Source organism: Dactylosporangium sp. CA-139066 (genome assembly GCF_050936175.1).
GTDB lineage: Bacteria > Actinomycetota > Actinomycetes > Mycobacteriales > Micromonosporaceae > Dactylosporangium.
The window spans coordinates 5,449,610-5,467,849 of record NZ_JBNJNH010000001.1 but is presented as its reverse complement, the minus strand read 5'-3'; the positions used below and the strand labels follow the sequence as shown (position 1 = coordinate 5,467,849).

Sequence of the window (18,240 nt, the reverse complement as noted above, 5' to 3'; positions counted from 1 at the left end):
ACACGATCGATTACGCAGCGTGTGCTGGGGTACGCGTGCGGGCTTCAGGCGACTGCGGTCACGGACCGTAGTCGCCGCTCGGCGTTTCGGCGAACTGCTGGTGGCCGACGACCGAGAGCAGCGCGAGCTTCTCGGCCGCGTCGGTGCCGGGCGCCGGCGTCAGCACGATGAGCACCTGGCTGTGGTCCGGCGTCGTCAGGGTCTCGCAGTCGAGGTCCACCATGCCGACCTTCGGGTTGTACAGCCGCTTGCGGTCGGCGCGGCGGACCTTCACCTCGTGCTCGTCCCAGCGGCGGGCGAAGTCGGCGCTGACGGCCCGGAGGCGGGCGATGAGGCGCACCACGTCGGCGTCGCCGTGCCGGCGGGCGGCCGTCGCTCTCAGGTCGGCCACGATCACCCGCGAGTGATGCTCGATCTCGTCCGCCGGGCGGTGCGCCTCCCGGTCCGGTTCCGTGAACCAGCGGTACGCAAGGAATCGCGCATCGTCACGGAACTGGCGCTGGTCGCCGGCGAGCAGCGTCGACATGCGGTTCTGCGCCAGGGTCTCCCCCAGGTCCGACATGACGGTCGCCGGGGTGTCGCCGAGCAGGTCGAGCATGCGCAGCAGGCCAGCGCGGGCGTGGGCCTCGGCGCCGACCGACGGCGGCGGCTGGTGGCCGGCCAGGTGGAACAGGTGGTCCCGCTCGTCGTCGCCGAGGCGCAGCGCGCGGGCGAGCGCGGTCAGCATCTGAGCGGAGGGCTGGGCGCTGCGACCCTGCTCGAGGCGTACCACGTAGTCGGTCGACATCCCGGCCAGCATCGCGACCTCCTCGCGGCGCAGTCCCGCGGTGCGGCGGCGCCGGCCTTCGACGAGGCCGACGTCGGCGGGCTGGATGGCGAGGCGCCGGCGACGGAGGAAGTCGGCGAGGTCCTGACGCTGCATGCACCCATCGTCGCCGCCGCGGGGCGGTGACATCCAGGGAGCGGCGCTCCTACGAAGAGTGCTCCGCTGGAAAGGCACCGCGGGCGGCGGCAGGGTGGGCGGTGAAGGCACTCGACGTACAGGAGAAACCACAATGCGCAGCAGGAACCTCGGCGCCGCCGGTCCCGCCGTGTCGGCGCTCGGCCTCGGGGCGATGGCCATGTCCGGCTCGTACGGGCCCGCGGACCGCGACGAGAGCATCGCGACGATCCACGCCGCCCTGGACGCGGGCATCGACCTCATCGACACCGGCGACTTCTACGGGATGGGTCACAACGAGTTGCTGATCCGCGACGCGCTGCAGGCGGCGGGACGGGATCGGGTGCGGCTCAGCGTCAAGTTCGGAGCGTTGCGGGGCCCGGACACGGTGTGGGGCGGGATCGACAACCGGCCCGCGGCGGTGCGCAACTTCCTCGGGTACACGCTGACGAGGCTCGGCACCGACCACGTCGACATCTACCGGCCGGCCCGGCTCGACCCGGCGGTGCCGATCGAGGAGACGGTCGGCGCCCTTTCCGAATTGGTCAAGGCGGGATTCGTCCGGTACATCGGGCTGTCCGAGGTCGACGCCGAGACCATCCGGCGGGCGCACGCCGTGCACCCGATCGCGGACCTGCAGGTCGAGTACTCGCTGATCTCCCGCGAGCCGGAGAACGGGGTGCTTGCGACGCTGCGTGAGCTCGGGATCGGGATGACCGCGTACGAGGTGCTGTCGCGCGGGCTGCTCTCCGGGCACTGGTCGGCGCAGCACCGGTGGGAGGCCGGCGACTTCCGGGTCAACAGCCCACGGTTCTCGGCCGAACACGTTGCGCACAACGTGTCGCTGGCCGAGGCGCTGCGGCCGCTCGCCGAGGCGCGTGGGGCGACCGTCGCGCAGCTGGCGATCGCGTGGGTGCTGGCGCAGGGCGCTGATATCGTGCCGTTGGTCGGGGCGCGGACGCGTACCCGGCTGGTTGAGGCCCTTGGCTCCCTCGACCTCGAGCTCGGCGCCGATGACGTGGCCGAGATCGAGGGCGCGGTGCCCGTCGGGGCGGCCCGTGGTGAGCGTTACCCGGCGACGCTTCGCACCTCGCGCTGACGTCGGCTCGACGCCGATGACATGGCCGAGATCGAAGGCGCCGTGCCCGTCGGGGCGGCCCGTGGTGAGCGTTACCCGGCGACGCTTCGCACCTCGCGCTGACGTCGGCTCGACGCCGATGACATGGCCGAGATCGAAGGCGCCGTGCCCGTCGGGGCGGCCCGTGGTGAGCGTTACCCGGCGACGCTTCGCACCTCGCGCTGACGTCGGCTCGACGCCGATGACATGGCCGAGATCGAAGGCGCCGTGCCCGTCGGGGCGGCCCGTGGTGAGCGGTACCCGGCGCTTCGCACGTCGCGCTGACGTCGGCTCGGCTCCGGGGCCGGCGCGCGAAGCGCCGGCCTCCCGGGAATTATCGTCGGTGTATTGCAGATAATTCGTAATCCAGTAATTCGATAATTCGGCCCCGCGGGGCTCGCTAGTGATCATGGCGACGGCGCGGGCCGGCGGTCACCGGATGGCCGAGATGTACGACCGGGGACAGCTCGCGTACCGACCGTACATGCAGGTACGACGGTGCGGTGTCGCTGACGTGACGGTGGTTCGGCTGGTGACGGTGGTTCCGCATTCGTCGGGACGCGACCGATTTCGTCAGGACGCGACCGATGCGGCGGCACGGGCGGCCAGGCGTTCGGCGATCCACGGCGCGCCGAGGGCCTGCGGCGGATCGACGAGCGATGTCACGCGGATGAACGCGGCCGCGAGCTCTCCATCCTCGACCGCCGCCAGCTGCAGCCGGCGGATCATCTCGCCGGGGCCCGGCGCGGCGGCCGGTTGCGGGCCACCGGCGGCGGCCGGACCGGCGTCGAGTGCCGTGTCGGCGCCGACCGCGAGGGTCCATGGCGCCTCGTGGAGCTCGGCCTGGCGGGCGTGGAAGCGGACCGGGTCGTCGTCCTCGCGCAGCGTGACCGCGGACATCGCGGCCGTCGACATGCCCTGGCCGTACACCGGGTTGAACGCACAGGCGGCGTCGCCGATCACGATGATGCCGGATGGGAGTTCGGTACGTTCGTAGCGGCGGCGGACGTACGCCGGGAAGTGGAACGGGACCGCGTCGCCCAGCGGGGTGCCGGACCTGACGACGGTGGCGGTGTCCGGGACGGTCAGCGACTCGGCATAACCGGTAAAGCCCTCCAGATCGATCGGCGGGCGTTCGCCGTGGACGCCGGCCAGGGTCACCAGGACGCGGCCGCCCTCGAGGCGTTGCATCACCGAGCTGCGGCGCTGGCCGGGGTAGCGCGCGGTGATCACGACGCGGTCGTCGCCGAGCAGGTCGCCGGCGAAGACGCGGGAGGCGTAGCGCACGTCGATGGGCACCACGTCCTCGGGCGGGGGTGCGTAGCCGAGGTCCGCCAACCACTGCGGCATGCGGGAAGCACGGCCCGTGGCGTCGACGACGAGATCGGCGGGGATCACGCGCGAGCCGCCGCCGTTACGGCTGGTTATGCGGACGGTACGGTCCGCGGTCAGATCGACGATGTCGTGGCCGTCGGTGATGCGGACGTTGGGCAGTGCGCGGACCAGGGCGCGGATCGTGTGCTCGATCAGCGGGCGGCTCGCGGTGACCGCATCCAGGCCGATGGAGCTGCGGCGCAGCGGGAGGCCGTTCAGGTACCAGCGGGCGTTGCCCAGCACGTCGCCGGTCAACGCGCCGGCGGCCGTCAGGCGCGCGGTGAAACCGGGCAGGAGCGACTCGATGGCCTGCACGCCGCGGGGCAGGAGGGCGTGGACATGCTGGCCCTGCGGCGCGCCGCGGCGAGGGCGGGGGCCGCTGGGCAGGACGTCCCGTTCGACGATTTCGATCATCCGGTACCGCGGGGACAGCGCCGCGGCGGCCAGGAGCCCGGCGACGCTGCCGCCGAGGACGACTGCGTTCTGCTTCATGCACGTACGGTGAACGCTTCCCGGTCCGGCGTCTGCGTCCTTGTACGCGGTGGGCGCGGCACGAAGCGTCACAACCCCGACACCGCCGGACGGCAACAATCGGCGGGCCGTGACGGCGGTCCGAAGTTCGACGCTAGGCGTGACAGCGGCTTCAGAGCTCAACGCTGGGCCTGGACGGCGGGTCCAGCAACGCCAGCCGTGACGGCGGTCCGAAATTCGACGCTAGGCGTGGACGGCGGGTCCAAGGCTCGACGCTGGGCGTGATGGCGGGCCTGACGCCGAATGCCCCCGGGCGCGGAGTGCCAGGCCCGCCGGATGGTGGGGTGTGGCGGCCGGTCCAGTGGTGGGCGCTAGTCGGGCATGTGGCCCGAGACGCCGAGGATCAATGCGACCAGGCCGAGGACGCCGACGACCAGGCCGGCCAGCTTCGTGAAGCGGCCGGTCGGGTCGGAGACGGTGACGTTGAACCAGCCGCGCGGGTCCACGCGGACGCGGATCTTCTCGCCGACCTCGGGCTCGGCGTTGAGGAAGCGCAGGCGGCCGAGGTTTTCGCCGGTGGAGCGGTCGGCGACCTGGTACGCGGGGAGGCGCTCCTGCGAAACACCGCTCAGGCCGCGCACGACCTGCGTCACGACCGCGTCGGTGGGAATGCCCTCGCGCGACATGTAGACCGGCGGGACCAGCAGGGCGCCCAGCCAGGCGGCGAAGGTCAGGACCATCAGCATCACGATGCGGCTGCCGGCGCTGTGGTCGGGGGCGCCGATGCGGTACAGCAGGTAGCCGGGGACTGCGGCCAGCAGCGACAGGGCGGAGCCGATCGCCAGCCAGGTGAAGCGGGGGCCGCCGGCCAGGATGCCGGTGACGATGACGAATCCCGCCGTCACCGCGAGCGCGAGCAGTGTGCGCCAGATGCCCTTGAACAGCGCGCCCCACGGATAGTGCTTCACGAGTGGCCACCGTAGGCGATCTCGGTTCGATGCGCTGCCCCCGGGTGCCTTGATATTTCTGGTAATTCGATCAAGGCACGCATGGATATGGGAGCGTCGGGCGCACAGCGCGGACCGCCGGACGGACACGGGAGGGATGCGGCCACACGCCCGACGCGGCCATTCGACAGCGACGGGTGCGCGCGCATAGAGATCGCACGGGGCACGCCCATGCGATCTCTCAGCGGAAAAGAGCGCTACCGCCATCGCGGGCCGGCGAGCGACGCGGGATCGCGCCGGCGACGAGAAGGCGTCAGTGGGGGTTAGTCAGTGCCGGCTATTCGGCGTACCGCGGCCGAATAATCGGGGACGGACGACATCGCGGCGGCCAGGCGCAGGTAGGGCAGCGCGTCCTTCGGGCGGTTCTGGCGCTCCAAGGTGCGGCCCAGCAGGTGGCAGGCGTAGTGGTCGCTCGGGTCGCGGTCGACCAGCACGCGCAGGTGCTGCTCGGCGCGGTTGAGCTGGGCGGATGCGAAGTACGCGCGGGCCAGCCACAGGCGGACCTCGGCGTTGCCGGGCTCCTCGTCCAGGACCGTGGACAGGATCTTCGCGGCCTCGAGCGGGTCGCCGGCGTCGAAGTAGAGGACTCCCCTGCGGTACTCGGCGAGCATGTCGGTCATGGTCGACTGTAACGCCGCGGCACGGCGCGGATGTTCCCGGCGACGCTGCGTCAGTGGGACTTCAACCAATCGGTGAGGTCGTCGAGGACGCGATCCTGTTCGGGCTCGTTGTACACCTCGTGATGGAGGCCGTCGTACACGTGCAGGGTCAGGTCCTTGGAGCCGGCCCGATCGGCGATGAGGCGGCTGGACTCGGCGGCGACCAGGCCGTCCTCGGAGCCGTGCAGGACCAGCGTGGGCAGCGTCAGCTCGGGCAGGCGGCGCTGGAACTCGGCCATCTGCGTGAGCATCGCGCCGCCGAGGCCGGCGGGGACCTTGCCGTGGTAGACGAGCGGGTCGGCGTCGTACTTCGCGACGACCGCGGGGTCCTTCGAGATCAGGCTCGACGGCAGGGTCTGGACCGGCGTGCCGGGGGCGATGCGGCCGAGGACCTTCGCGACGGCGATCGCCGGCTTCGAGATGCCCTTGCCGGGCAGCACCGGCGTGCCCGACAGCACGAGGCCGCGCAGGGCGACCTGGTGATCGAGCGCGTACGCGAGGGCGATCATCGCGCCCATGCTGTGGCCGATCAGGAACGGCGTCTGGCCGGAGTGACGCGCGCGGACCTCGGTGAACAACAGATCGAGATCGTCCGTGTACTCCGAGATGCTGCGCGCCAGCAGGCGCTTGCCGCCCGAGCGTCCGTGCCCACGGTGATCGGGCGCGTACACGGCGAGGCCGAGCTCGCCCAGGCGCGCGATGACGTGGTCGTAGCGCCGGGCGTGCTCGCCCATGCCGTGGGAGAGCACGACGAAGCCGGATGCGCCCTGCTCGGGGAGCCAGGCGTCGTACACGATCCGGACGCCGCCACCGCCGGTGAGGGCGAGTTCATCGCGCTGCATGGCAGCATGGTGCGCCGCGCCCGCGCCGTCCGCAAGGAGGGACACGAGCGGTGGGCGACGGGCCGGCCACGCGGCGATCACCGAACGCGACGGCCGAACGCCGGACACGGCGGCCGGATGGGTCGCATCGGCCGCAATCAGGCGACAACAGAGCGTGATCGCGACGACGCGCCCAGCTGCTCGCAAACTGGCCGGATCGAGCGTGTTCGGGCGACGACAGACGGCAACGACGGCAGACCGCCGGCAACGCGACCGAGGCGTGACAGAAGCCGGCAACGCGACCGTTCAGCACCGTGGCCACGAACTGCGACACGACGCCGGCGCCGTGCACGATCGACGCGACGGCAGGCCGGCGACGCGACCTGGACCGGCCGGAAAGCGGCACGGCAGACGCCGGCAGGACGCGACGAGGACGTGGCGCAAAGCGGCAGTGCAGAACCGACAGGGGCGCGAGAGCGGCGAAAGCCACACCGGCCCGAGGCGGCCGACAGCGACCGCGACCGATGCGGCAAGATCAGCCCGTGCGTTCCGCCGCGCTGCGTTCCACGCAGAACTCGTTGCCCTCAGGGTCGGCGAGTACGGCCCAACCGGTACCGTCTGGACGTCTGAAATCACCGACGAGAGAGGCGCCCAGGGCAAGAATGCGATCGATCTCCGTGTCGCGGGTCGCGTCGAGCGGCTGCACGTCGAGGTGGACGCGGTTCTTCACGGCCTTGGGCTCGGGGACGCGGATGAACAGCAGGCCGGCGGAGCCGTCCGTGGCGAGGATGAGCGCCTCGTCATGAGTGGGCAGGTTCGGATCGTTGGGTTGCTCTTCGTAGCCGGTGACCGCGCTCCAGAAGAGGGACAAGCGGTACGGATCGGCGCAGTCGAACGTGATGTGCCTGATGCGGACAGTCATTGCGTCAAGGTATATGTGACAGCGGTGTTGCCGCCGAAGGGAGCCGAAGGTTGCTGACAGCTGGCCCGGCATGGACGGCCACGGCCGACAGCCCGCAGACGCCCGCCCCGCTGCTCGACGGCGCCGATGAGGTGCTCGTCCTCACCCACCAGTGTGATCTCGCCTTCGTCGAGGCCTGCCTGCGGCCGGCGCGGGCCGCGGGGGCCCGCGTCACGGTGCTCTACGACGCGACCGCCGACCGGCCGGAACCGGCAGTGACGGCCACGGGGGCGGTGCGTGACGTGCTGCCCGTGCCGGTGGTGTGCCGCTCCGGCGGCGCGTTCCGGGCACGCGTTGTCATCTCGGCGTCACCCACCGCCGCCGTCGTGTCGATCGGCTCCGGGGACGCCACGCCCGACGGCTGGCTGCGCAACACCGAGGCGTGGACGCACCTGCGCGCCGACGGGGCGAGCGTGCCGACGTTCATCACCGACCTCGCCGACTGGCTGCGGCGCCTGCCGGGGCAGCTGTGGATCGAGGCGGTCGGCGCCGAGCGGCTCGCCGCCGTCGCCGACCTGCTCACCGCGCGCCCGCACGCCGCCGAGCACGACGAGCCGATGCTGCTCACCAACGACGTGGTGCCGATCGTCGAGCAGCTGCCGTTCCCGTCGGGGGCGGACCGGCTCAGCATCGCCGCGCCCGAGTTCGACCCGGCCGGGCGCGCGCTCGGCGAGATCGCGCGCAGCGTCCGGGCGGCCCGCACGCGGCTGCTGCTGCCGGCCGGCGTGCGCTGCGACCCCGTCGGGCTGCTGGTCGCGCTGGACGACGCCGGCGAGTTCGACGTCCAGACGCCGGTTTCCCCGCGGTACCTGCACGCCGGCGCCATCGAATGGTGGACCGGCGGCGCGGGCGTCCTCGTCGGCGGCGGCCTCACCTGCACCCCGGAGGCGCTGCTGAGCACGAGCGCGGAGCCGGGCGGCAACTGCGAGCTGGGCCTGTTGCTGGAGGTGACGGAGTCACTACTTGATGCCGTCGAGGCGCGCGACATCGGGCTGGACGACGACGACCTCCGGCCGCTTCCACCGGCGGTGACGACGGCGGGACCGAGAGTGCTCGCGGTGCGCCGGCACGCGGACCGGATGGAGGCGGCCCTGGTCGCGGCCGGTGCGACGGCGCCCGACGGGCTCGTCGTGACCGTCGGCGAGGCGGCGGTGAAGCTGCCGTGGACCGGCGCCGAGGGGCGCCTCCACACGTACAGCGGAGAAGGCCCGAGCCTCGACGGGCGCAACGCGCAGGTGCGGGCCGCGGACGGCACCGCGCTGGGGAACGCGCCCGTCACGGACGTCGCCGGTGCGGTGACCCGGTTCAGCCACGCTTCCCCGCTCGAGACGCTGCCCCTGCCGGCGGTACTTCCCGACGCCGCCCTCGTCGAAGCGCTGTTCGCCGCCGTCGCCCAGCTGGCCGAAGGCCGCACGCCCCGCCACGGCGTGCCCGCCGCCGAGCGTCGCGCGAGCGAGGAGGAGCGGCTGCGCGCCGCGGTGGGGCCCGCCCTGCTCGACCTCGCGTTCGGCCGGGCGGCCATCCGCGCGGGCGACGACACGGACGACGACAGCGTGGCCGCCACGGTGGCCGGGCTCGACGCGCCGCAGCGGGACCGGCTGCGCCAGCTCGTGCTGCGCCTCGGCGGCGCGGCCGCGGGCTGGCCGCTGCCGGCGCGCCTGGCCGCGTTCCGCATCGTGCTCGTGCTCGCGGCCGGCGGGCTGTGGCCCGAGCCGCAGGACTGGACGCCGCTGGTCGCGGCCGGGCTGGACGCGCTCGTCGCGACGGACGACGAGGCGTTCGCCGGCGAGCAGGCGGCCCTGGCCACCGTGGGTCTCGCGGCGGTACACCATGGGCACCGCCTCGCCCCGCTGAGCGGCTTCGCGGATCTGCGCGCGGCGGTGCGGCTCGATCAGGCCCCGCCGGAGGACCTCGTGGCGCGGTACACCGAGGGCCTGGCCGGGCCGGTCCTCGGCGAGGCGTTCGGGGCCGAGGACGTCGCCGCCGACGCCGGGGACCTGCTCGTGCGCTCGGCGTTCGACGACGCGGTCGACGCCATCCCGGAGTCGATCGGCACGGTGCAGCGCACGGACGGCGGCGGGGTGCTCGTCGGCACCGGCAAAGACCCGCGGCGGACCACGCTGCTCGTGCTCGACCTGCTGCGGGACTTCCCCGACACGCACGTCACCGTCCGCGGTACCGCGGGAACCGAGACCCACGGCTGGTGGAACGGCCGGCGCCTGATCCTGCTCAGCCCGTTCGGCGGGCGGTGGCGCGGTTCGCTGTGGCCGGGCCTGATGACGGGCATCGCCACGTACGCGAAGGGCGCCTCTCCCCTGCCGGCGGCCGCCCGCACGTGGATCACCGAGGTCCCCGAGATGGGCGAAGGGTAGCGGAACCGGACTTAAGACCCGTCGGGGAATAAATCCGAAAAGTCGTGGCGCGCCAGCGCCCGACTTTTCGGGAAAGGGCCGGGCCCCGAGAGGCCCAGCCGTCAGAAGCCGCGGGCCAGGGCGCCGCCGACGGCGACGGCCGGGCCGCAAGAGGCCCGGCCGTCGGACAGCGTCAGAAGCCGCGGGCCAGCCGGTAGTAGGCCGCGTTCCAGCGGACCTCCTTCGCGAACTCCCGCGTCGTCGTCGACGAGTCGATGACCAGCAGCTCCGTCGACACCATCTCCGCCAGGTCCTGCAGCTCCTCCACCCCGACCGCCTGCGACAGCACGGTGTGGTGCGGGCCGCCCGCGGTCAGCCACGACTCGGCCGACGTCGACAGGTCGGGGGCCGGCTTCCAGACGGCCCGGGCCACCGGGAGCTTCGGCAGCGGCGCGGACGGCGCGACGACCTCGATCTCGTTCGCCACCAGGCGGAAGCGCTCGCCCAGGTCGGCCAGGCCGAGGACCACGGCCGGCCCCGGCGCGGCGTCGAAGACGAGCCGCACCGGGTCCTCCCGGCCGCCGATGCCGAGCGGGTGAATTTCGCACGACGGGGTGTCCGCCGCGATCGACGGGCACACCTCCAGCATGTGGGCGCCGAGGATGACCTCCTGGCCGGGCGTCAGGTCGTACGTGTAGTCCTCCATGAACGACGTCCCGCCCCCGGGAGCCATCGCCTTGAGCGTGCGCACGAGGACCGAGGTCTTCCAGTCGCCCTCGCCGCCGAAGCCGTAGCCGTCGGCCATCAGGCGCTGCACCGCGAGGCCGGGGAGCTGACGCAGGCCGCCCAGGTCCTCGAAGTTCGTGGTGAAGGCCTTGTACCCGCCGGCCTCCAGGAAGCCGCGCAGGCCCAGCTCGATGCGGGCGGCGTAGCGCAGCGAGTCGGCGCGCTCGCCCAGCAGGGCGGCCGAGACGCGGTACGTGTCGGCGTACTCCTTGACGAGCTTGTCGACGTCGGCGTCGAGCGCGGCGTCGACCGCGGCGACCAGGTCGTTGACGCCGAAGGTGTTGACCGACACGCCGAAGCGCAGCTGGGCCTCGACCTTGTCGCCCTCGGTCACGGCCACGTCGCGCATGTTGTCGCCGAAGCGGACCAGGCGCAGCGAGCGCATCGCCGCGTAGCCGGTGGCGGCGCGCGCCCAGGCGCCGATGCGCTGCAGGACCCGCGGGTCGCTCACGTGGCCGGCGACGGTCTTGCGGGCGACGCCGAGGCGGGACTGGATGTACCCGAACTCGCGGTCGCCGTGCGCGGCCTGGTTGAGGTTCATGAAGTCCATGTCGATGTCGGCCCAGGGCAGCGCGACGTTCGCCTGCGTGTGCAGGTGCAGCAGCGGGGTGCGCAGCGCGTCGAGGCCGGAGATCCACATCTTCGCCGGCGAGAACGTGTGCATCCACGCGATCACGCCGACCACGTTCGGGTCGTTGCCGGCCTCGAGGCACACCCGCAGGATGTCGGCCGCCGAGGTGAGCACGGGCTTCCACACGACGCGCGGGCCGACGTCCGGGGCCTCGTCCAGCGCGGCGGCGATCTCGCGCGACTGCGACGCCACCTGCTCCAGAGTCTCGGGCCCGTACAGACCCTGGCTGCCGGTCAGGAACCAAACCTCGTGCGTCATCGTGCGCCCTTCTGGCCGGGGTGATGCTGTCCATATACGTGCTGGTAGCGGTCGTGCAAGGAATCGACCGCCTGCGACGGCAGTCGTTCCACGGGGCCGAGCTGGCGGGCGAGGTGCATGGTGCGGGCCACGTCCTCACACATGACGGCCGCCTTGACGGCGGCCTTCGCGGTGGTGCCGATCGTGAACGGCCCGTGCTGGCGCATGAGCACCGCCGGCGAGCGGTGGCCGTTCAGGGTCTCGACGATGCCGCGGCCGATGGCGTCGGAGCCGATGAGCGCGAACGGTCCGACGGGGATGTCGCCGCCGAACTCGTCGGCCATCGCGGTGATCGAGCACGGGATCGGCTCGCCGCGGGCGGCCCAGGCCGTCGCGTATGGGCTGTGCGTGTGCACGACCCCGCCGATGTGCGGCATGTGCGCGTAGACGTAACCGTGGGCCTCGGTGTCCGACGACGGCGCATGGTGGCCGTCGACCAGGCGGCCGGCGAAGTCGGCGACGACCATCGCCTCCGGGCTCAGGTCCTCGTACGAGACCCCGGACGGCTTGATGACCAGCAGGTCCTCCCCCGGCACCCGCGCCGAGACGTTTCCCGCGGTCCAGGCGACCAGGCCCCACCGGATGAGCTCCCGGTGCAGATCGCAGACCTCCGCCCGAAGCTTGGCGATCACACTCACCGGGAGACCTCCTCGCGCAGCGCGCGCAACCGATGCAGCACGTCGTTCGCGCCGCGGCCGAAGTAGTCGTGCAGCGCCGAATATTCGGCGTACAGGCGGTCGTACACGTCGGCGGCCGCCGGGTCCGGGACGTAGACGTTCCGCTCGACCTTGCCCATGGCCTCGGCCGCCGCCCGGATGTCCGGGTAGGCGCCGGCGGCGACCGCGGCGTGCATGGCCGAGCCGAGGGCCGGGCCCTGCTCCGAGCCGATCACCGAGATCGGCCGGCGCAGGACGTCGGCGTACACCTGCATCAGGAAGCGGTTCCTGAGCAGCCCGCCCGCCGCGATGAACTCGACGACCGGAACGCCCGACGACTCCAGCGCGTCGACGATCGTGCGGGTGCCGAAGGCCGTCGCCTCGACGAGGGCGCGGTACACGTCCTCGGGGCGGGTGGCCAGGGTCTGGCCGACGATGACGCCCGACAGGCCGTGGTCGACGAGGACCGAGCGGTTGCCGTTGTGCCAGTCGAGGGCGACCAGGCCGTGCGCGCCCGGCTTCTGGGCGGCCGCGAGCTCGGTGAGCTCCTCGTGGGACCGGCCGCCGGAAAGCAGCGTCTCGACGTACCACCCGAAAATGTCGCCGACGCCGGACTGGCCGGCCTCGAAGCCCCACAGGCCCGGGATGATGCCGTCCTGCACCACGCCGCACATGCCGGGCACCTCGGCCTGCGACGCGCCGCTCATCACGTGGCAGGTCGAGGTGCCCATGATCGCGACGAGCTGGCCGGGCTCGACCGCCTTGGCCGCCGGGGCCGTCACGTGCGCGTCGACGTTGCCGACGGCGACCGCGATGCCCGCCGGCAGGCCGGTCCAGCTGGCCGCCTCCTCGGTCAGCGAGCCGGCCCGTCCGCCGAGCGGCGACAGCGGACCGTCCACCTTGGACACCCAGTCGCCGAACCCCTCGTCCAGAGCCGACAAGAAGTCCTTGGACGGGTAGGTGCCGTCCTGGAAGACGCCCTTGTACCCGGCCGTGCACGCGTTACGGGTCTCCACACCGGCCAGCTGCCAGACGATCCAGTCGGCCGCCTCGATGAACCGATCGGCGCGCGCGTAGACGTCCGGGGCCTCCTCGAGCACCTGCAACGCCTTCGCGAGCTGCCACTCCGAGGAGAGCTTCCCGCCGTACCGTTGCAGCCATGGCTCCTGGCGCTGCGCGGCGAGGGCGTTGATCCGGTCGGCCTGGCCCTGCGCCGCGTGGTGTTTCCACAGCTTGGGGTAGGCGTGCGGCACGTCCGGGAGCAGCTCGCACAGCGGCGTGCCGTCGGCCAGCACGGGCAGGAAGGTGCACGCGGTGAAGTCGGTGGCGATGCCGATCACCGAGCCGGGGTCGACGCCGGCCGCCGCGACCGCCGCCGGTACTGCATGCCGCAGTACGTCGACCCAGTCCTGCGGCATCTGCAGCGCCCAGTGCGGCGGCAGCACCTCGCCCGTGGCCGGCAGGGTGCGCTCGACGGCGCCGTGCCGGTACTCGTGGACGGCGGTGCCGAGTTCGGCGCCGTCGCCGACCCGCACCACCACCGCCCGGCCGGACAGGGTGCCGAAGTCGACACCGACTACGTATTGCGTCATGTGGTTCTCCGCGCGGTCTTTTTTCTGGTGACTGTGCGCTGCAGGACGATGAAGACGAACAGCAGTACGCCGATGAAAATCTTGGTCCACCAGGAGCTGAGGGTGCCTTGGAAGGTGATGATGGTTTGGATGAGGCCGAGGACGCCGACGCCGAGGACGGTGCCGAGGACGAAGCCGGAGCCGCCGGTGAGGACGGTGCCGCCGATGACGACGGCGGCGATGGCGTCGAGTTCCATGCCCAGGGCGTTGAGGCCGTAGCCGGACGGGGTGTAGAAGGTGAGCAGGACGCCGCCGAGGGCTGAGCAGATGCCGCTGATGGTGTAGACGGCGATTTTGGTGCGGCCGACGGGCAGGCCCATGAGCAGGGCTGACTGCTGGTTGCCGCCGAGGGCGTAGATGTTGCGGCCCAGCCTGGTGTACGCCAGCACGTAGGCGGCGGCGACGACGAGGGCGGCGGAGATGACGACGCTCCAGCCGATGTGGAAGCCGCCGAAGCGCAGTTTCGCGGAGGCGACGTCGTTCCACCACTGGTTGGTGATGGGGATCGAGTCGGTGCTGATGACGTAGCAGGTGCCGCGGGCCAGGAACATGCCGGCGAGGGTGGCGATGAACGGCTGGATGTCGAAGAAGTGGATGATGCAGCCCATGCCCAGGCCGATCACCGCGCCGACGGCCAGCACCACCACGAGTACCAGCCCCGGGTTGACGCCCTTCTCCAGCAGCGTGGCGGCGATCATCGTGGTCAGCGCCACGACCGCGCCGACCGACAGGTCGATACCCCCGGTCAGGATCACAAAGGTCATGCCGACCGCGACGACGAGCAGGAACGCGTTGTCGATGAAAATGTTCAACACGATCTGCGTGTCGTCGAACCCCGGGTAGCGCACGACGCCGACGCTGTACATGAGCAGCAGCAGGATGCCGGTGGCCATCGCGGGTTTGCGCAGCCAGTTGGCGGCGAGCGTCATGCGCGCACCTGCACCTTCTCATCGGCGGGCACCGCAGCCGTCACGGGCCGCTGCCGCTGGAACATGGCCCGGAACTTCGGCGACTGCGCCAGGCACAGCACGATCACCACGATCGCCTTGAACAGCAGCGTCACCTCCGGCGGGACACCGATGGTGTAGATCGTGATGTCCAAAGTCTTGATGATCACCGCGCCGAGGACCGTGCCGACGATCGAGAACCGGCCGCCCGACAGCGAGGTGCCGCCGAGCACGACGGCGAGGATCGCGTCGAGCTCGATGAGCAGACCGGCATTGTTCCCGTCGGCGCTGGACACGTTGGAGCTGATCATCAGCCCGGCGATGCCGGCGCAGACGGCCGCGAAGACGTACACGGCCAGGATCAGCCACCGCGACTTGATGCCGGCCAGCCGCGACGCCTCGGCGTTGCCGCCCACGGCCTCCAGCAGCATGCCCAGCGCCGAGCGGCGCACGAGCACCGCGGCGAGGGCCACCACCGCGCCGGCGATGAGCACGCACAGCGGCAGGCCGAGCCAGTAGCCGGCCCCGATCATCTTGTACGGCCCGGAGTTGACGGTGATGATCTGCCCGTCGGTGATGAGCTGGGCCAGGCCGCGCCCGGCGACCATGAGGATCAGGGTCGCGATGATCGGCTGGATGCCGATCGTGGCGACCAGGAACCCGTTCCACGCGCCGAGGACCAGCGACAGGCCGATGGCCAGGCCGACGGCGACGAGCACGCCGGTCACGCTGCCCTGATCGCCCAGGCCGCTGATGTGCAGGCAGGCCAGGGCGCCGGCGATGGCGACGACGGCGCCGACCGACAGGTCGATGCCGCCGGTGGCGATCACCAGGGTCATGCCGAGCGCCACCAGGGCCAGCGGGGCCGAGGCGCGCAGGATGTCCACAATGGACCCATAGAGGTGGCCGTCGCGCAGCTCGATGCTGAAGAAGGTGTGCGTGTGGATGACGTTGGTGATGAGCAGCGCGACGAGCACGCCGACGGGCCAGATGAAGCGCTTCACGCGGTACCGCCTCCCTCGGCGATGGCGGCCATGAGCCGGTCCGTGTCGACGTCGTCGGTGTTGGGCAGTTCGGCGACCATTCGGCGGTCGCGCAGTACCGCAATCTTGTGGCTCAGGCGGAGGACCTCTTCCAGTTCGGCGGAGATGAACAGCACCGCCATGCCGCCGTCGGAGAGTTCGGTGACCAGCCGCTGGATTTCGGCCTTGGCGCCGACGTCGATGCCGCGGGTGGGTTCGTCGAGGATGAGCAGCCGCGGCTCGGTGATGAGCCAGCGCGCCAGGAGCACCTTCTGCTGGTTGCCGCCGCTGAGGTTGCGCACCGGCAGCTCGGGGTTGGCCGGGCGGATGTCGAGGGCCTTGATGTACTTCTCGACGAGCTCGTCCTGGCGGCGGCGCGACAACGGCCGGGACCAGCCGCGGGCGGCCTGCAGGGCGAGCACAATGTTCTCCCGCACCGACAGCTCCTCGACGAGCCCCTCGGTGCGGCGGTTCTCCGAACAGAACGCGATGTCGTGCTGCATCGCGGTGCGCGGGCCGTGCATGGCGACCGGCCGGCCGTCGACGGTGAGCCGGCCGCTGTCGGCCTTGTCGGCGCCGAAGAAGAGCCGGGCCGCCTCGGTACGCCCACTGCCCAGCAGCCCCGCCATCCCGACGACCTCGCCCTTGTGGATGGTGAGGCTGAACGGGGCGATGGTGCCGCTGCGGCCGAGCTCCTCGGCCTGCACGACCGGTTCAGCGTTGTCGAGGCGCCGCTTGGGCTGGTCCTCGAGCCGCTCCAGCAGGGCCAGCTCCTTGCCGATCATGAGGCTGACCAGCTCCAGCTGCGGCAGGTCGGCGACGACGTGCTCACCGACGAGCCGGCCGTTACGCAGGATCGTCATCCGGTCGCAGATCTCATACACCTGGTCCAGGAAATGCGACACGAACAGGATCGCGATCCCCTGCTCCTTGAGCTGGCGCATGACCCGGAACAACTGGGCCACCTCACCCGCATCAAGGCTGGACGTCGGCTCGTCCAGGACCAGAACCTTCGCCTCGACATCGATCGCCCGGGCGATCGCCACCATCTGCTGCACCGCAATCGAATAGTCCGACAACGGCGCCGACACATCGAGGTCAAGCTCAAGACGGTGCAGCAGATCCGCCGCCCGCCGACGCATCTCGCGCCAGCGGATGTGCCCGAACGTACGCGGCTCCCGCCCGATGAACACATTCTCCGCGACCGAAAGGTTCGGGCAGAGGTTGACCTCCTGATAGACCGTGCTGATGCCGGCCTGGGTCGCCTGCAGCGGCCCGGAGAACCGCACCGGGGTCCCGTCGAGGACAATCTCGCCCGCGTCGTTGCTGTAGACACCCGTGAGCACCTTGATCAGAGTCGACTTCCCGGCGCCGTTCTCGCCCATGAGGGCGTGGACCTCACCTGGCAACAGGCGAAAGTCCACGTCCTGCAGGGCCATGACACCCGGGAACTGCTTGGTGATGCCGGTCATGGTCAGCATGGTTCAGATCTCTGTGTCAGGACTCGTCAGTACTTGCGGTCCGGAAGCGCGGCCTTCGCCTGCTCCGGCGTGAACTCGGTCTCCACCGTCAGAATCCGCGGCTCCACCGACTCCCCCGCCACGACCTTCTTCGCCAGATCCATCAGCTGAGGGCCGAGCAGCGGGCTGCACTCCACAATGTGGTTGATCTTCCCGGCAGCCAGCGCCGTCATGCCGTCCTTCACCGCATCCACCGAAATGATCTTGATGTCGGTGCCCGGCTTCTTCCCCGCCGCCTCGATCGCCTCGATCGCACCCAGCGCCATGTCATCGTTGTGCGCATACAACACATCGATCTTCGGGTTCGCCTTCAGGAAGGCCTCCATGACCTCCTTGCCCTTCGCCCGCGTGAAGTCACCCGTCTGCGACGCGATGATCTTCAAATTCGGGCTGCCCTTGATCGCATCAGCGAACCCCGCCTTACGGTCATTGGCCGGCGCCGAACCCGTCGTACCCTGCAACTCCACGATGTTCACCGGATCGGTCTTGCCCTGGTACTCCTTCACCAGCCAGTCCCCGGCCTTCTTCCCCTCCACCACAAAGTCCGACCCCAGGAACGTCTTGTACAGCGTGGTGTCCTTCGAGTCCACCGCACGGTCGGTCAGGATCACCGGGATCTTCGCGTCCTTGGCCTCCTTCAACACCGTGTCCCAGCCGGACTCCACGACCGGCGAGAACGCGATGACATCAACCTTCTGCGCGATATAACTCCGGATCGCCTTGATCTGGTTCTCCTGCTTCTGCTGCGCATCAGAGAACTTCAACTCGATACCCGCAGCAGCCGCAGCGTCCTGGATCGACTTCGTGTTCGCCGTCCGCCAGCCACTCTCAGCACCGACCTGCGCAAAACCCATGACAATCTTCTTGTCACCCTTGGGCGCGCTGCCGCTACCGGCGTCATCGCTCTTCTCCCCACCACACGCGCCGAGCGCGCCCGCGAGGAGTACGCCACCAAGGATGGCGGCGGACCATCGTTTCAGCACTGCATCTTTCCCTTCGCCCTAGCGTTAACGTTCACATCGACGAGCCGATGGCCACACGCCTGGGGT

Annotated in this window: 15 protein-coding genes; 2 read left to right on the top strand and 13 right to left on the bottom strand. The window is 71.0% G+C overall.

Annotated features, from left to right (window positions below; genetic code table 11):
* Positions 1-58 precede the first annotated feature (58 nt).
* Entirely contained in the window at positions 59-922 is an 864-nt protein-coding gene (locus ACQEVU_RS25060) for a helix-turn-helix transcriptional regulator (protein ID WP_433327525.1), read from the bottom strand.
* A gap of 133 nt (positions 923-1,055) precedes the next feature.
* Here ACQEVU_RS25060 and ACQEVU_RS25055 point away from each other — a divergent pair, with 133 nt between their 5' ends.
* Positions 1,056-2,039, top strand: coding sequence for an aldo/keto reductase (locus ACQEVU_RS25055; protein WP_433327523.1), 984 nt, complete (start codon positions 1,056-1,058; stop codon positions 2,037-2,039).
* 591 nt (positions 2,040-2,630) lie between these two features.
* Here the strand turns inward: ACQEVU_RS25055 and ACQEVU_RS25050 are convergent.
* From ACQEVU_RS25050 to ACQEVU_RS25030, 5 genes are all read right to left on the bottom strand, one after another.
* A complete protein-coding gene (locus ACQEVU_RS25050; protein ID WP_433327521.1) occupies positions 2,631-3,923 on the bottom strand; it encodes an NAD(P)/FAD-dependent oxidoreductase in 1,293 nt (430 codons plus the stop codon).
* Between the two features lie 350 nt (positions 3,924-4,273).
* Positions 4,274-4,870: a hypothetical protein gene (locus ACQEVU_RS25045; RefSeq protein ID WP_433327519.1), complete on the bottom strand. Its 597-nt coding sequence runs from the start codon at positions 4,868-4,870 to the stop codon at positions 4,274-4,276.
* Between the two features lie 302 nt (positions 4,871-5,172).
* Positions 5,173-5,529 carry a tetratricopeptide repeat protein gene (locus ACQEVU_RS25040; RefSeq protein WP_433327517.1) on the bottom strand — a complete coding sequence of 119 codons (357 nt, stop codon included), beginning with the start codon at positions 5,527-5,529 and terminating at the stop codon, positions 5,173-5,175.
* Positions 5,530-5,579: 50 nt separating this feature from the next.
* Entirely contained in the window at positions 5,580-6,410 is an 831-nt protein-coding gene (locus ACQEVU_RS25035) for an alpha/beta hydrolase (protein ID WP_433327515.1), read from the bottom strand.
* A 514-nt stretch (positions 6,411-6,924) separates the two neighbouring features.
* Positions 6,925-7,311 (bottom strand): VOC family protein, encoded by a 387-nt coding sequence (locus ACQEVU_RS25030; protein WP_433327513.1) that lies wholly within the window; start codon positions 7,309-7,311, stop codon positions 6,925-6,927.
* A 50-nt stretch (positions 7,312-7,361) separates the two neighbouring features.
* On the opposite strand from ACQEVU_RS25030, the gene ACQEVU_RS25025 reads away from it, so the two are divergent.
* Positions 7,362-9,722, top strand: coding sequence for a hypothetical protein (locus tag ACQEVU_RS25025; protein ID WP_433327511.1), 2,361 nt, complete (start codon positions 7,362-7,364; stop codon positions 9,720-9,722).
* A gap of 172 nt (positions 9,723-9,894) precedes the next feature.
* Here ACQEVU_RS25025 and araA read toward each other — a convergent pair whose 3' ends face one another.
* The 7 genes from araA to ACQEVU_RS24990 are packed head-to-tail and all read right to left on the bottom strand — an operon-like array spanning position 9,895 to position 18,174.
* Positions 9,895-11,376, bottom strand: a complete 1,482-nt coding sequence (gene araA, locus ACQEVU_RS25020) for an L-arabinose isomerase (protein ID WP_433327509.1) — start codon at positions 11,374-11,376, stop codon at positions 9,895-9,897.
* Complete coding sequence (locus ACQEVU_RS25015) at positions 11,373-12,053, bottom strand: L-ribulose-5-phosphate 4-epimerase (RefSeq protein WP_433327507.1); 681 nt, start codon at positions 12,051-12,053, stop codon at positions 11,373-11,375. The genes araA and ACQEVU_RS25015 overlap by 4 nt, the downstream gene beginning before the upstream one ends.
* Positions 12,050-13,663: a ribulokinase gene (locus ACQEVU_RS25010; protein ID WP_433327505.1), complete on the bottom strand. Its 1,614-nt coding sequence runs from the start codon at positions 13,661-13,663 to the stop codon at positions 12,050-12,052. The genes ACQEVU_RS25015 and ACQEVU_RS25010 overlap by 4 nt, the downstream gene beginning before the upstream one ends.
* Positions 13,660-14,631 (bottom strand): galactofuranose ABC transporter, permease protein YjfF, encoded by a 972-nt coding sequence (gene yjfF / locus ACQEVU_RS25005; RefSeq protein ID WP_433327503.1) that lies wholly within the window; start codon positions 14,629-14,631, stop codon positions 13,660-13,662. The genes ACQEVU_RS25010 and yjfF overlap by 4 nt, the downstream gene beginning before the upstream one ends.
* Complete coding sequence (locus ACQEVU_RS25000; protein WP_433327501.1) at positions 14,628-15,653, bottom strand: ABC transporter permease; 1,026 nt, start codon at positions 15,651-15,653, stop codon at positions 14,628-14,630. The genes yjfF and ACQEVU_RS25000 overlap by 4 nt, the downstream gene beginning before the upstream one ends.
* Complete coding sequence (locus ACQEVU_RS24995; RefSeq protein WP_433327499.1) at positions 15,650-17,152, bottom strand: sugar ABC transporter ATP-binding protein; 1,503 nt, start codon at positions 17,150-17,152, stop codon at positions 15,650-15,652. Before ACQEVU_RS24995 ends, ACQEVU_RS25000 begins: the two co-directional genes overlap by 4 nt.
* A gap of 26 nt (positions 17,153-17,178) precedes the next feature.
* Positions 17,179-18,174 (bottom strand): ABC transporter substrate-binding protein, encoded by a 996-nt coding sequence (locus ACQEVU_RS24990; protein ID WP_433327497.1) that lies wholly within the window; start codon positions 18,172-18,174, stop codon positions 17,179-17,181.
* Between the last annotated feature and the right edge of the window lie 66 nt (positions 18,175-18,240).

Coding starts and splice junctions, on each gene's coding strand:
- ACQEVU_RS25060 (WP_433327525.1), bottom strand. CDS start 922: ATGCAGCGTCAGGACCTCGCCGACTTCCTCCGTCGCCGGCGCCTCGCC.
- ACQEVU_RS25050 (WP_433327521.1), bottom strand. CDS start 3,923: ATGAAGCAGAACGCAGTCGTCCTCGGCGGCAGCGTCGCCGGGCTCCTG.
- araA (WP_433327509.1), bottom strand. CDS start 11,376: ATGACGCACGAGGTTTGGTTCCTGACCGGCAGCCAGGGTCTGTACGGG.
- ACQEVU_RS25030 (WP_433327513.1), bottom strand. CDS start 7,311: ATGACTGTCCGCATCAGGCACATCACGTTCGACTGCGCCGATCCGTAC.
- ACQEVU_RS25010 (WP_433327505.1), bottom strand. CDS start 13,663: ATGACGCAATACGTAGTCGGTGTCGACTTCGGCACCCTGTCCGGCCGG.
- ACQEVU_RS25035 (WP_433327515.1), bottom strand. CDS start 6,410: ATGCAGCGCGATGAACTCGCCCTCACCGGCGGTGGCGGCGTCCGGATC.
- ACQEVU_RS24995 (WP_433327499.1), bottom strand. CDS start 17,152: ATGCTGACCATGACCGGCATCACCAAGCAGTTCCCGGGTGTCATGGCC.
- ACQEVU_RS25040 (WP_433327517.1), bottom strand. CDS start 5,529: ATGACCGACATGCTCGCCGAGTACCGCAGGGGAGTCCTCTACTTCGAC.
- ACQEVU_RS25055 (WP_433327523.1), top strand. CDS start 1,056: ATGCGCAGCAGGAACCTCGGCGCCGCCGGTCCCGCCGTGTCGGCGCTC.
- yjfF (WP_433327503.1), bottom strand. CDS start 14,631: ATGACGCTCGCCGCCAACTGGCTGCGCAAACCCGCGATGGCCACCGGC.